Here is a 13,084-nt window from a genome sequence, read left to right on the forward strand (position 1 = left end):
AAAATAAAACCTGCCATTAATAACAAAGTGAACTACTTTCTGTGTTCAGCTATTTAAGTATGCTTGTTATTGCTACAGGTTAAATAGCTTTTCGCATTTTATTTAATAACTCGTAGCATGCTTTATACAACAGTATTTCCATGTCTTTTGTATGATACAAAGGGCCCCAACGAAAGAATCCTCTTAAGCTAAATTTTTTAGCAATAAATTCGCGCCATGTAATAGACTTAGAAACACTAAACGTCTTAATCGTCTTGTTGTGCTCAATGTTATACAAGCGCGACACTAATTTAACTTTTGGTCGCCAAAAAAGCGGAATAATAGCAGTGTCAAAATCCACAGTGAATGCATCGCCACCATGCAAAGTAACTATAACCACATCTAAACCAATATCTGACTTTTTGGGCTCTTTAATAGACGAAATACTATGAAGGCAAAATACCTCTTTAAGCTTTTGGTGCATATGATCTTCAAGTGAATCGCCCGTTATATAAAAAAACGACTCTATTTTAGAAAAGTGACTGTTATTAACTACAGCTAACGATCCCAAATAAACATTAGGCTTTTCAGCGCTAAACCAATCAAATAGCAAATTCAAACTCCTTTTTACTTATGCCAAATAAATAGGCTGTAAGATTGTTGGTTAAGGTTAGAGTGAGAAAGCAAAACCAGCAGCTTAGGTTCTGATTAACAATTTTTTATTACGCTTTATTTTCTTACTACGTAATTGAATACCAAGTAGCGTCCCTAATAAAACAGCGATTACATGCAGCAAAGCAGAAATCAAATATATTAAAGGCTCCATTGTTATTTCTAACAGTATATATAGTAAGGCACCGACACTTAAGTTAATAAACCAATAAACAGCCGCAACTCAAAAGGCGTGTTTATACGGACTCACTGTTTGCCTATACCCTAGATATAAATAAACGATTAAAGAGGCTACAAAACCGAGGACGTATTGAGTATAAATGTATGATGTGCTTAGAATCATCTCATCAAAGCCAACAATCTTTGTTGCTATTGTTGATAAAGCAACTAGCAATAAATACAAACCTACTGAAAAGAGTAAACCCCTAGAGTATTTCAAGATAATCCTTTAGTAATATAATTAGACTGTAGAATAGCTCCAACAGCCTAATTTAATTAAAAGAAGTAATTTTACAATCTCAACGCAACAATTTTACGGCTTAAAATAGCTGGTTAAAATAAGCTAGGTAATAATAAAAAAGCTAGTTATTAGAGTTTGGTAGCTTGTACATATTTACAGCACTGTCTTAGCAAGGCCTCTGCGGACTCTTTGTTAGATGGATCGTGTTTACTCGAACCAAGTTCAACACCTATTGCCGTATAAACACTGCTATTTAATTGTAAAAATTTAGTTTGATTAGGTGCAATTATTAGCTGTTTTGTATTACTCCATACCCCTGTGAGTGGGCTCCAGCTAATTTTTAAATCATAGTTACCCGCCGGTAATTTTATGTAAGAAAAAGTATTGTTTGGTAGTGCTACGATTTTTTTATCATTTATACTTACACGCATATCCGATGCCGCTGGTGGGGTAAACAACCTATGGAATACCAAAACACTATGTTCTTCATTTGGTTGAGGTAGCTGTACCTGGTCAAAAGTTAAAGCATTTCTTGGGGCTGAAGCACAACCACTTAAAAATAATAGTAAGCAAAAATATATATAACGCATAAGCACCTATGAGATTTAAATTCTAACGAGTATGTAGATTAATTCGTTTTTTATTTGTTTTTGTTAATAAGCAAACAATAGCCGAGTTCCTATTTTGGTTCAATTGATTACTGTATTTTTACGCAGAATATAAAAAGAGCTTGGTGTTGTTTTAATTGGCGTTTTGGAATGTATGTATTTAGCACGTAATTAGCTAAAGCACTAGTTAGATAAGTGAGCCTTAACATAATAATGAAACAGGCCCGCTGGAGTGTTTATGATAAAACGAATTGGTTAGTGATTTACTTTACATCAAAGTTCACATGATCAAAGTAAGGATTACTCTCACGCGCTTTAAGTAGACTAATTGTAGTGAGCACAATAAGCTTTAGCTCGCCGCTTACATTAATGGCAATGCACTCTTGTTTGAGTGCATTGCGTTTTGTATCAGTTGCTACACCACATACACTATCACCATTTTTTAAAATAAGCTCAACGCTTAAATGGTGCATAGAGGCAATTTCGATGTAATCGTAATGGTTGCAACTGATCATAACGTCCTCTTTATATATTATTTAGCAGGTTTAAGTAGCATTAAAGTGGCAATAACAATTAAGTTACCTACATACCATAAATCTTTAATTACAAATTGCCCTAAACGCTCTAATAACGTGCTTGAGCTAAACGCGCCGTTTGCGGTAATTAAAAATGTTTGGGTCATTAAAAATACACTTAAACACGCTAAGCCACTAACAATAATAAGCTTTTTATTGTTAAGTAAAATGCCCGCACCAAGTAGTACTGCAAATAATACATCAAACCCACCAATGATATTTGATGCGCCTTGTACGCTAAATACCGTGTATAACCACGACATAAACGGTGAGGTTTCTACTAGGCCTACAATGGCTTTGGCTTCAAATTCATAGAATTTCATGCCGCCAATCCACAGTAACACCATAGCAACCGGTATAAAGTTTAAAAGTACGTGTTGTTTGTCTGTTAGTTTATTTTTATAAAACAAAAATAAATACAAAGGGATAACAGCAAAGTATTTAATTATGCCTTGCCCACTGCCAATAATTGGAAAGCCGCCTAACTGTGCCATCCAGCGGTTACTGGCAAATAGGGTAAGCAAAGGCACTATGCTAACAACTAATGCGAGTATAACTGCAGGCACAGGCTTTATTAATTTTAAATGCGCAGCTAAGGTGGTGGCTGCCAACGCAATCATCGCGGTGCCTGTGAGCAAACCTAATGTATTGTTACTGAGTAAGGTATCAAGTTCATAAAAACTAAAGGTAGCTGAGAGTGTGTTTGGGTTTGCACCTAAAGCAAACGATACACCAAGTAATGCAAAGCTGAGTGTAAGTAAAAAGGTGAGTGCGTTATTTGTGTGTGTTATGTTCATTGTGTGCCCATTAAACCTGTAATGGCTAATAAAGACCTAATTTTTACAAAAAGTGATTCAACTAAAGTTAAGTTTTTAAATACAAGGAAGGACATTTTGGTTTTTACGTTTAGAAAAGCCACGCGTGAAAAGAGGTTTAACCTGAGCTTTGGTTAAGAGATTTAAATATAGTTGGTTAGTAATGTTACTGGGTCTGTTTTCTCTAGCTAGAAATTTTAAGTGAAAACAAGGCGTATTTGCGCGTCAATAGCTAGCCTATTGCAAGTAAATTCAACGCAGTTAGCGCTAAAAATAGCTGCTTGAGATAGATTTATTAGCCAAGGCTCAGGTTATTAATTATGTCTTAGAAAACTTACTATGGTAGCGCACCTTGAGGTGGCCGGCTTATTTTTAACTGAGCAACAGCATAATGAAAGGGTTGACGAGCAATACGATTGCTCTCATCTTATACAGTTTAATGGTAATACCATAGGTACGCTAAAGTACAAGGTATCGGGTAGCCACATTGAAATAATGCAATTACAAATACACCCCAACCATCAAAATAAAGGCTACGGCAGAGGCGTTATTGAGCAAGTAATTAAAACTGCAAACTTAAAGCCTATCAAACTAACAGTACTTAAAAACAACCCTGCTAAAGCACTTTATACTCGACTAGGCTTTAAGATCACTGGGGAAGATAACTATGAGTACCATATGCAAACCCAGCCTATAAATAACTAAGAGCTACTCTCTTTGATCTTTAAAATCTTTTTTTCTGAAAATGGTTAGGTGCCAGCCCCATTTAAGCGAGCCTAATCTTAAAAATACAGTGGTAAAAAGTGAGCCTAAAATACACCAAATGTAATCGACTTCTATGGTAAACAGCGCAGCATAAACTAGGCCGCCAATTAAACACGCTGAGGCATAAGGTTCGTTTCGCATAACCGAGGGCAACTCACGACAAATTACATCGCGTATAAGCCCGCCAAAAATACCGGTTGTTACACCCATAGTAATGGCGATTAACATACCTGTGCCGCTAATCAGCGCTTTTTCGATCCCCATAATATTAAACAAACCCATGCCTATGGCATCGACGAATAAAAAATAAGAGTTATTTACATGAGGCAAGTAACGTACAAATAATATTGTGGCTACAATGGCGGCGTAAGTTGAGTATAAATATTCGGGCGTAGCAATCCAAAATACAGGCTTATTTAGCAAAATGTCTCTGAGAGTACCGCCGCCAAGCGCAGTGACAGTAGCCACCACAACCACCCCAAAACCACTTATGTTTTTTTCGTAGCCTAGCAGTGCTCCTGCAACCGAAAAAAAAGCCACTCCGAGCAGCCCCAGCACCATAAAGTATTCAGCAGTCATGTGCATTCCCTTTTAAATTTTATACATTGGTGTATCAATTTATATGCCAGATGTAATTAGCAAAAGCCAAAAGCGAGGATTGAAAATGCAATTAAAAACAATAAGTTAATAAATTTTTGATGAAATTAATGATGGGTTATTGTGATATGCGGTATTTAAAAAGGTAATTATTTTAAAAGTGAGTAGTTTTTACACATTTTTTATAAGTAGGACTGTAAATTAAGTTATTGCGATTAACCCATTCATAATAAGCTAAATAGCCAACAAAAAGAGACTCTAAAATTAATAGGCTTATACCCTTCCAACTTGCAGAATCTAGGTATATAAAAATGAAACAGATGCAAATCAATGTCCAAAATGTGTTAGCTAAAGCTAATAATTTAATGATCAAAAAGCTTCTTTTTCTTTTAGAAGCCAACAATAATGCCAGCGCACCATAAAGCATATTAGCTGCTGTAATAAATTGAAGGATATATAGAGGTAAAGAATAAACTTCGTGAAACCATCCTTGAAAACTAAACAACGTTAAACCTGCAAGTAGCCCTGCGACACCGTCAAGAAAGAGTATGTCGAATTTTTTATATGTAACCACTTTTAGTATCTTTCAGCTTTTAGTTGAGCTGCCTTTTTTAGTGCCCACCAGCCAATTATTAGGCTCATTAGTATACGTACGGGAAAGTAAATAACGGCTGGAATGCCGAATAACCAATTGGCAAAGCCTTCGGGCATTACATAAAACGCAACCTGCTTCACCCAATATATAAACTCTACATACTGCGCTAAAAAGTCATTAAGCGATAAGCTTAAAAATGCTAAATTATTACTGATTAAAACCCAAAGCGCATATACACCGAGCAGGCCATCGCCCACACTGCCAATATAAGATGAGTAACCAATAAATAATAACAAGCCGCGCATGGTAAGTCCCTGTTAGCTGTATCGTTAAGTTAAATAATAAACTCGCTTAGTTAATTACAGCCTTTGTTGGTTTTAGCTAGCTGAACGTCATGCACACTTGCATGTGCACCACAGTAAAAAATATAGTTAGAACAATGGTAGTTTTCATCCTTAATATTTAAACCATTCTCATCAAATTCTAACTCAAACTTACAGTTAATATCGTATTCGGGCTCTTTCTCTTCAAACACCAATTTTTTACCCTTTAGGGCTAAAGGTAATGGTTCTTTCGTCCCCTCTAGTGGGGCAGTGATAGTGCAAATATGAAAGTTAAAGCCCCAGATAAGGCCTTCTGCAAAGTATTTATCTTCTTTTTTAAATACATTTACATAGCTCCTTTTTAATTTAAAACGCTCATTACTTTTGCTTCCATCGTCGTTAAGCATAGGGATCGCGCTCGTTATTTTGTCTCTCCTTGAATAACATCCTTCAAGTAAGTCTGCATGTGAATATCCACTAAAGAGCACACTTGCTAGCATCAAAAACCTTAAAGCCTGTATGCTCATTACTGCACCTTGCTACGCTGTTAATCTTCGTCAAAAAAACGGCCACTATCATCTGTCATTTTTACTGGCAGGCCGTTATCTACCATAAAATAGTAAAAACGTAGGTCGTCAATTAAATCTGAGGCGGTTATTTCAATATCTTGGTATGTCGCGTTTTTAAACTTAAATCTTAAAATATGCTCAAAACGCTTAGTTTGGCAGTACAGTACTTCTTCAAGTTCATGTACTTTGATCGTTATACCTAATACTTCAAGCTCGCCATCAACAATTTCAACCGCATGGCATTGCTCTTTTTTCATATAATGCCATTGTAAAAATACCCTCAATAGGACAAATGCAAATAAGTATAAAAATTGATGCAGCAAAGGCTGTTCAATAAATACCTCTACCCAAAATAAAACTATAACTGCGATAAATGTGTTGAAACCAAGCGTCCAAAGTAGTTTTGCGCTGGGTGTTTTTTTGTACCTTGTTAGTTTTTTCATAAATCCCTTTAAAGTATTATCCTTCGCTGAGTATTGCTATTGCTAAATATTACTCACTTTTGTTCCCGCTATATGATCGTGTAAACAGCGTTTATCTTTTCCTAATATAAATGCAGGGTTTACAAATCCAGCAATAAACTGACCTACCGAAGGGACTAGTGATAGCAGCTGCATAGGTAACATGCGTTTAAAGTAAATAGTTATAAAACTTGCTTTTGTGCCGTCTAGGTTTTCTATACGAATAGACATACAGTATTTACCAATAGTTTGTCCACAGTGATACATAAGGTAGGCATGAAGCACTAACGTAGAAAACAAACCGTAAACAAATAAAAATGCAGATAAACCCAGATTTGGTTGGCTTAAGTTATCAAAACCGATATACATTATTACAGGTATAAAAAATGCTATACCTAATAGGCCGTCAATAATAGCAGCAACAAACCTGTCCCCGCGTGATGCTTTTTCTCCCGCTATTTTTAGGTCGGCATTGTGTGCGGGATCTTGCGCTTCTCGGGTTTTTATAAGCTCGTCTATTTCTTTTGCGCGCTCAGGAAAACGTTCTCGGTCAATGACTTTTGCGCTGGAGTAAAGTTCATCTAATGTGTAGGTAGAAAAGTCTATTGGGGTGTCCATGCTTGGGGTATTCCTTTACGTAATTTAACCCAAAGTAGCATAGCTTTAGTAATTTATTCAATAATCTATGTCAAAAATTTAGCTCAACATTTAGCTTTTTGAGCATAAAAAATGGCGCTAAAAAGCGCCATTCAAAAAACAATTAAATTAAAGCGCTAGGCTTAAAATTTTCTTCGCTTTAGCTATGTCAATATCGCCATGTTCGCCAAGGGCTGTCATGCCGTTACGCTCAAGGTTGTTGGCAACGGCTTCAACCGCGTCTTCACCTAGGTCGTAATCGCCAAGTTTTGTTTTAATGCCCATTTGCTCAAAAAAGTCTTGAGTATGTTTAATGGTTGCATCAATCAGCTCGTTTTTGTCTTGCATATCAAGGCCAAATACACGCTCACCTAACTGAATAATTTTAGCCCGTTTTTGCTCTTGCTGAACAAACATAAGCGGCGGTAATACAATTGCAAGTGTTACAGCGTGATCTAAGCTATAAAGCGCTGTTAGCTCGTGGCCAATCATATGCGTAGACCAATCTTGCGGTACGCCTTGGCCAATTAAGCCATTTAGTGCCATCGTTGCCGACCACATTACGTTTGCACGAACATCGTAATCTTCTGGGTTTTCAAGGGCTTTAGGGCCTTGCTCAATTAGCGTAGATAAAATGCCTTCTGCAAAACGGTCTTGCAGTGGCGCATTAACTGGATACGTTAAGTATTGCTCAATAACATGTACAAACGCATCAACTACACCGTTAGAAATTTGGCGAGTTGGCAGTGAGAATGTATACGTAGGATCAAGCACAGCAAATTGCGGTTGCACTATTGGCGTACCAAAGGCACGTTTTTGCTGGGTTTCTTTACGGGTAACAACCGAGTTACCGTTGCTTTCTGAGCCAGTAGCCGGAAGCGTTAATACCGCGCCAATAGGTAATGCACTTTTTACTTCTGCGCCATTAACTAAAATATCCCAGCCGTCGCCTTCGTATTTTGCTGCTGCCGCTACGTATTTAGCGCCGTCGATAACACTACCGCCGCCTACAGCTAATATAAAGCTAACGTTTTGCTCTTTCACAATTTCTACAGCTTTTGAAAGTGTTTCGTAAGTTGGGTTTGGCTCAACTCCCGAAAACTCCACAAAGTCCACACCTTCAAGTGCATTTACTACATCGTCATATACGCCGTTCTTTTTGATCGAACCGCCACCGTATAAAAACATGACCTTGCCTTGGCTTGGTACGCGGCTTGCGATCTCATTAATTTGATCTTTGCCGAATAAAATCTCGGTGCGGTTTTTAAATGCAAAATTTAACATATTTGTACTCTACTTGGTTACGGGGCTCAGCCCCTAGTGCTCATTGCTTTATAAAATGGGAATTAATAGTTAACTTTCAAGTAATTAATAACCTATTTTATAAATTAAATATGAAAACGTTTAATGTCTAACTGAACGAGCGCAAGTGTACGCGCACTTTACAATAACTAGAATTCAGTTAATCTTGCTTTACCCATCGGATTTCTGATACCTAATGTTTTTATGTCTTATTTTGTACAATTACGCACCTTTGTTGAGGTATATCGTTGTAAAAACATCTCTCGGGCTGCTAAAAATTTGGGGCTGTCGCAACCGGCTGCAACCGCGCATATACAAACAATGGAGTCGGTAGTAGGTAAATCGTTATTTGAGCGGCGTCACCGAGGTGTAGAGCCAAGTAATGCCGCCCACGATTTAGCAGGCCAAGTGGCAAATCACCTTGATGCTATAGAGCAAAAAGTCGCCTCTGTACGCACCCGTTCAAACGATGTGAGCGGAACGATTACACTAGCCGGGCCCGCCGAATATATTAGTTATGTTGCCTCTGCACAGCTGGCAAATTTGTTACAAGCAGGCAATGTTGATGTGGTCGTGCTGCCTGGTAATCGTGAGCAAATTTATTCAGCGCTCGACACCGGCGTTGCCGATATGGCTATTACAGCCTCCCTGCCCGATAACAAAATTTACGACTTTGAAGTGCTCGACAGCGAAGAGCTAGTACTGGTGGCGCACCGTTTATTAGCGCAAAGCTTAGAGGGGCAAACCATTACGCCAGCACTTTTAAATACGCTGCCAGTGGTCAGTTACGACAGTCAATTACCACTTATACGCCAGTATTTTGATACTGTATTTAAACAAAGCTGTACGTCAAAAATAATTGCCCGCTGCCCCGACATACGCGCGCTCGCTGGCATAGTAAGAACTGGTGTAGGCTATACCGTGCTGCCTGATTATATATGTCATGACGATATTCAATCGGGTAGATTAATTAAACTTGGTCCGCAAGGGCCGGAAAACAATTTGTACTTAGCGTGGCGTAAAGGGGCGCTTGCTCACCCGCGGCTTAATTATGCCCGCGATGTGTTAATGGCTTTTTCTAATATTAATAAATACGCAAAATAGTTTTTTAACTTATACCAATCCGCATAATTAAGTGATCTATTTTGAGGATGGGTAAACGTGATGATAGCAAGGCAAAAAATTCGCTATTTAGTTGTTCTAAATGAGAATTTTTTAACGCAGATAGCGACACGTTTAGCCCCTGAAAATCATTATGTATTATTACGGATTGGTATTGAACGCTGGTTATTTAATAAAATAGCCAACCGCGCGCCATTGCCCACTGCTTTTACTTAATGTAAGGGTTTCCACCGCAAGCCTTGCTGAAAATTGCGTTTTAAATTGCACAATAAGGTATTTACCTTGCGGGGCACCAGGTAAAGATGAGTAAGCATTAGCACTTATTTGTTCTCGCGTAGCCACTTTACCTAGTGGCGCACGCACTGTGTTTAGGGCGCTTTTCCAGTTTGCTTTACTTAATTGTGATTTAAATAGCGCATCGGCTTGTTGCCAACTTTTTGTGTATTCACCCGCATCAATTAACTGTAACCAGTTTATTGCTACGGGCATATTTTTAGTGGTTTCGGACCACACTGAGCAGCTTATAAACAAGCATAAAATTAAAATGAGGGGTTTCATCATTCTTCCTTTTAATCTGGCGTTAAAAGTAAATATAGATACTCCAAATTACAACACATTGGTTAAATGGTTAACCCCTAATATTAAAAACTTTTGCAAATAAGTGCCTTACTCTCCTTTAATTTTTAAAACCTGCGCGTAAGTGCAATCGCTCAACATAGAAAAACCATGCGAGGCTTGCTCTTGGCCTATTACAAATGGATGCGCCGCCTCGGGGGCTCTATTTTTAAGTTGCTTTATGCGCTCAAACGAACCATCGCGTTTAGGGTGGTTTGATATAAACACATCTACACCGGCTTGCATTGCCACATTGCCAAAACGTTTAGCGGCAACACTGTAAGCGCTAATTCGCTCAATATCAGGCCCATAGTTTAGCCCAGTCCCTCCCCACAGGCTTAGCATATGTTTTTTGCCGTTATCATATACTGGGAACAACAACGAAATAGTGCCAGGGGTGTGTCCAGGCGTTAAATAAACGCCAATGCTAGTATCGCCAAGCGTAATTGTATCTGCCTCTTTTGTGCTTATATCTCTTGTTGGCCGTTTGCCCCAACGTGGGCTTTCAAAATCAAGCTTTGGTTGTTCTAAGCGTCGCCACTCAACCTCACTCATTACAACACGCGGTTTGTATTTATTAACTAAGTACTCTTGCCCACCGTAATGATCACCATGCCCATGGCTAATAATTAAATACTTAATATCTTCGGGGTTTAAGCCTAGTTTAAGCAAACCTTTTTCAATGTAATTTTTAGCTTGTTCGTTGTTATTTAGCGCATCAATAACAATAAGCCCTTGTGATGTTTTAACTACCCAACTTGCCACTCCACCAGTACCTACATAATAAAGGTTGTCAAACACTTGTGTAGGTTCAATCGTTGATGAGCGCCGTTTACTACCCAACTTTTTACTGCGCTTTTTACCTTCATTATTAGTACGAACACGCTTTGTTAAATCACGTAACGGGTTTTGTATATCGCATAGGCTTGTTAACCCCGGAAACTCATCAGCGTACTGCATGCCTTTTTCGACATAATCTTGCGCTGTTAATTGTGTATTTTGCGCAATAGCCGGGTACGTAGCTAAAAAGCTAAGTACCACAGCAGATAATATAAACTTTGGCATAAACACCCCTTATAGTTTTGTATCTATAGCTAGCCAGTAGCGTCGGCCATCTTCTACATAGCCGTATTCATCGTAGCTGGTTGCTTTATCAAATATATTGTAAATACCAAACATAACTTTAACGTTACCGTTTACTTGCCACGCACTGCCTATATCTGCTGTTGCAATAGAAGGGGCTGAGGTTAAACGGCTAGTTATAGAGGCTGCTTCGGTTTCTTTACCGCGGTAATTAGCACGTGCCCACGTATTAATGTTATCGCTTACATCCCAGTTAATATTTAGCGTTGCTAAATGTTTAGGTATTTGCGTAAGTGGCTGGCCTTTATTGTCGCCACTGCGTTGCTCAGAAAAAGTATAGCTGTAGCTAGTTGCAAGGGTAATATCTGCACTTAACATTGTTTCTATATTTAGCTCAGCCCCATAAGTCACCGCTTTATCAATATTGATGTTATAGCGGTCGGTTTCATCACCACACACTGTGAGAGGACATAAAACGGTGTTAATTTTGTCTTCAAAGCTATTATGAAAAACCGTGATATTAGTTTGAAAATCACTGTTAGCATAATACACAGCCGCTTCTTTACTCACGGATGTTTCGGGCTCTAGGTCAGCATTTCCATATAAATCGCCACCGCGGCTGCTTTGGATCCAATTAGGGCTAAGCTCGCGTAAATCTGGCGCTCGGTAACCGGTAGCTACGCCCGATTTAAAGGTCCATGCCTCATTAACATTCCAAACTCCGTATAGGCGTGGACTCAAGTGCGAATCAAACTGCTCGTTATCATCAACTCGTAAACCCGTGGTAAGGGTAAAATCGGGGTGTAAGCTCCACTCATCTTCAGCAAATAGCGACCATTGTTTGTTATCTATTTTAGTAATAGTGGCTGCGTTTGTTGTTTTGTCATCAAGCTTTTCTTGTTCAAATGCGCCGCCTAATGTTACATGGTGGTTTTCAAGTGCAATTGACCACTGCGTATTTGCTAAGGTATTTTCGATGGTTATTTCACGGCCTTCGTTTTCAACCGACTCTTGTTGAATATACGAATGCGCAGCGCCCCAACTATAGCTACCTTTATGTGCTAACGACCACGTGCTGCGGTTATTGTTCGTTTCGCTAGAGCTATTTCGACTAGGTAACGATAGCCCCGAGGTAGAAATACGTTTTTGATCGTGTTCGCTGTATTCAAGCGATATCACATCGTGCTGGGTGGCTGTTAAATGCAGTGTACCACTGTAACTTGTCAGCTCTTTTTCACCGTAACCGCGCTCAATTTCATCTTCTTCACGCTCTTGGTAAAGAGCCGAAAGGTTAACGCTTAATAAATCTTTTATTAATGGCCCCGCTGCATATATTTGCCCTTGGTATTCATCACCCGAATTACTGTTTTCTTGCTGTGTGGTTTCTAGGCGAACATTAGCATGCCAATTGTCGTAATTTTTACGGGTTATAACATTAATAACGCCGCCAATTGCATCCGACCCATACAACGTAGACATAGGCCCACGCACAACTTCAATACGTTCAATAGCGTCTAGTGGTGGCAGCCAATCTTGCTCAAAGCCACCGCTGCCGCTTGGTTGTGATTCACGCCCTGACTGCTTTTTACCGTCTACCAAAATAGCAGTGTACTGCGCTGGCATGCCACGCACGCTTATATCTTGTCGCGAGCCACCACCGGTAACCGTAACCCCTGCAACATCGTTAAGTGCATCGGTTAAGTCTTTATAAGCGCGGTTTTCTAGCTGCTTTTTGCTAATTAAAGTAATAGAAGCTGGCGCTTGCGCTAAGGTTTGTTCAAAGCCAGAGGCGGTCACTACTATTGTTTCTATATCATTGTTAGCGTTAGCCAAAGTGTAAAATGGCGCGACAGCAATTAGAGGCAGAGCTAAAGTGTTTTTCAGAGTCATTACGTGGTATTTAATTA

General features: G+C 39.0%; 16 protein-coding genes. 2 read left to right on the forward strand and 14 right to left on the reverse strand.

Features of this window, described 5'->3' with window-relative positions; genetic code table 11:
* Positions 1–79: 79 nt before the first annotated feature.
* The 4 genes from NQT65_RS07860 to NQT65_RS07875 all read right to left on the reverse strand — a co-directional run bounded on the left by NQT65_RS07860 (position 80) and on the right by NQT65_RS07875 (position 3,091).
* On the reverse strand, positions 80–592 hold the full coding sequence (locus tag NQT65_RS07860) for a hypothetical protein (RefSeq protein ID WP_256850868.1): 513 nt from the start codon (positions 590–592) through the stop codon (positions 80–82).
* Positions 593–1,239: 647 nt separating this feature from the next.
* Positions 1,240–1,542, reverse strand: a complete 303-nt coding sequence (locus NQT65_RS07865; RefSeq protein ID WP_162986020.1) for a hypothetical protein — start codon at positions 1,540–1,542, stop codon at positions 1,240–1,242.
* A 440-nt stretch (positions 1,543–1,982) separates the two neighbouring features.
* A complete protein-coding gene (locus NQT65_RS07870) occupies positions 1,983–2,234 on the reverse strand; it encodes a Rho-binding antiterminator (protein ID WP_256850869.1) in 252 nt (83 codons plus the stop codon).
* Between the two features lie 17 nt (positions 2,235–2,251).
* Entirely contained in the window at positions 2,252–3,091 is an 840-nt protein-coding gene (locus NQT65_RS07875; RefSeq protein ID WP_256850870.1) for a DUF417 family protein, read from the reverse strand.
* A 357-nt stretch (positions 3,092–3,448) separates the two neighbouring features.
* On the opposite strand from NQT65_RS07875, the gene NQT65_RS07880 reads away from it, so the two are divergent.
* Positions 3,449–3,814 carry a GNAT family N-acetyltransferase gene (locus NQT65_RS07880; protein WP_256850871.1) on the forward strand — a complete coding sequence of 122 codons (366 nt, stop codon included), beginning with the start codon at positions 3,449–3,451 and terminating at the stop codon, positions 3,812–3,814.
* A 3-nt stretch (positions 3,815–3,817) separates the two neighbouring features.
* Here NQT65_RS07880 and NQT65_RS07885 read toward each other — a convergent pair whose 3' ends face one another.
* The 7 genes from NQT65_RS07885 to NQT65_RS07915 form a co-directional block, all read right to left on the reverse strand.
* On the reverse strand, positions 3,818–4,453 hold the full coding sequence (locus NQT65_RS07885) for a trimeric intracellular cation channel family protein (protein ID WP_256850872.1): 636 nt from the start codon (positions 4,451–4,453) through the stop codon (positions 3,818–3,820).
* 172 nt (positions 4,454–4,625) lie between these two features.
* Positions 4,626–5,045 (reverse strand): hypothetical protein, encoded by a 420-nt coding sequence (locus NQT65_RS07890; protein WP_121638325.1) that lies wholly within the window; start codon positions 5,043–5,045, stop codon positions 4,626–4,628.
* A 2-nt stretch (positions 5,046–5,047) separates the two neighbouring features.
* Entirely contained in the window at positions 5,048–5,371 is a 324-nt protein-coding gene (locus NQT65_RS07895) for a hypothetical protein (RefSeq protein ID WP_121638324.1), read from the reverse strand.
* 50 nt (positions 5,372–5,421) lie between these two features.
* The gene (locus NQT65_RS07900) at positions 5,422–5,916 is read right to left on the reverse strand and encodes a hypothetical protein (RefSeq protein ID WP_256850873.1); all 495 of its coding nucleotides are present in this window, start codon (positions 5,914–5,916) and stop codon (positions 5,422–5,424) included.
* Positions 5,917–5,936: 20 nt separating this feature from the next.
* Complete coding sequence (locus NQT65_RS07905) at positions 5,937–6,401, reverse strand: hypothetical protein (RefSeq protein WP_256850874.1); 465 nt, start codon at positions 6,399–6,401, stop codon at positions 5,937–5,939.
* 42 nt (positions 6,402–6,443) lie between these two features.
* Positions 6,444–7,037 (reverse strand): RDD family protein, encoded by a 594-nt coding sequence (locus NQT65_RS07910; RefSeq protein WP_256850875.1) that lies wholly within the window; start codon positions 7,035–7,037, stop codon positions 6,444–6,446.
* Positions 7,038–7,184: 147 nt separating this feature from the next.
* A complete protein-coding gene (locus tag NQT65_RS07915) occupies positions 7,185–8,339 on the reverse strand; it encodes an iron-containing alcohol dehydrogenase (RefSeq protein WP_004587069.1) in 1,155 nt (384 codons plus the stop codon).
* A 222-nt stretch (positions 8,340–8,561) separates the two neighbouring features.
* Between NQT65_RS07915 and NQT65_RS07920 the strand changes: the two genes are divergently transcribed.
* The gene (locus tag NQT65_RS07920; RefSeq protein ID WP_138685306.1) at positions 8,562–9,461 is read left to right on the forward strand and encodes a LysR family transcriptional regulator; all 900 of its coding nucleotides are present in this window, start codon (positions 8,562–8,564) and stop codon (positions 9,459–9,461) included.
* Between the two features lie 183 nt (positions 9,462–9,644).
* Here NQT65_RS07920 and NQT65_RS07925 read toward each other — a convergent pair whose 3' ends face one another.
* From NQT65_RS07925 to NQT65_RS07935, 3 genes are all read right to left on the reverse strand, one after another.
* Positions 9,645–10,040, reverse strand: a complete 396-nt coding sequence (locus NQT65_RS07925) for a DUF4019 domain-containing protein (protein ID WP_241232317.1) — start codon at positions 10,038–10,040, stop codon at positions 9,645–9,647.
* A gap of 105 nt (positions 10,041–10,145) precedes the next feature.
* Positions 10,146–11,159, reverse strand: a complete 1,014-nt coding sequence (locus NQT65_RS07930; protein ID WP_256850876.1) for an MBL fold metallo-hydrolase — start codon at positions 11,157–11,159, stop codon at positions 10,146–10,148.
* A 9-nt stretch (positions 11,160–11,168) separates the two neighbouring features.
* A complete protein-coding gene (locus NQT65_RS07935; RefSeq protein ID WP_256850877.1) occupies positions 11,169–13,067 on the reverse strand; it encodes a TonB-dependent receptor domain-containing protein in 1,899 nt (632 codons plus the stop codon).
* Positions 13,068–13,084: the final 17 nt, after the last annotated feature.

It is taken from the genome of Pseudoalteromonas agarivorans (genome assembly GCF_024518735.1).
Taxonomy (GTDB): domain Bacteria; phylum Pseudomonadota; class Gammaproteobacteria; order Enterobacterales; family Alteromonadaceae; genus Pseudoalteromonas; species Pseudoalteromonas atlantica.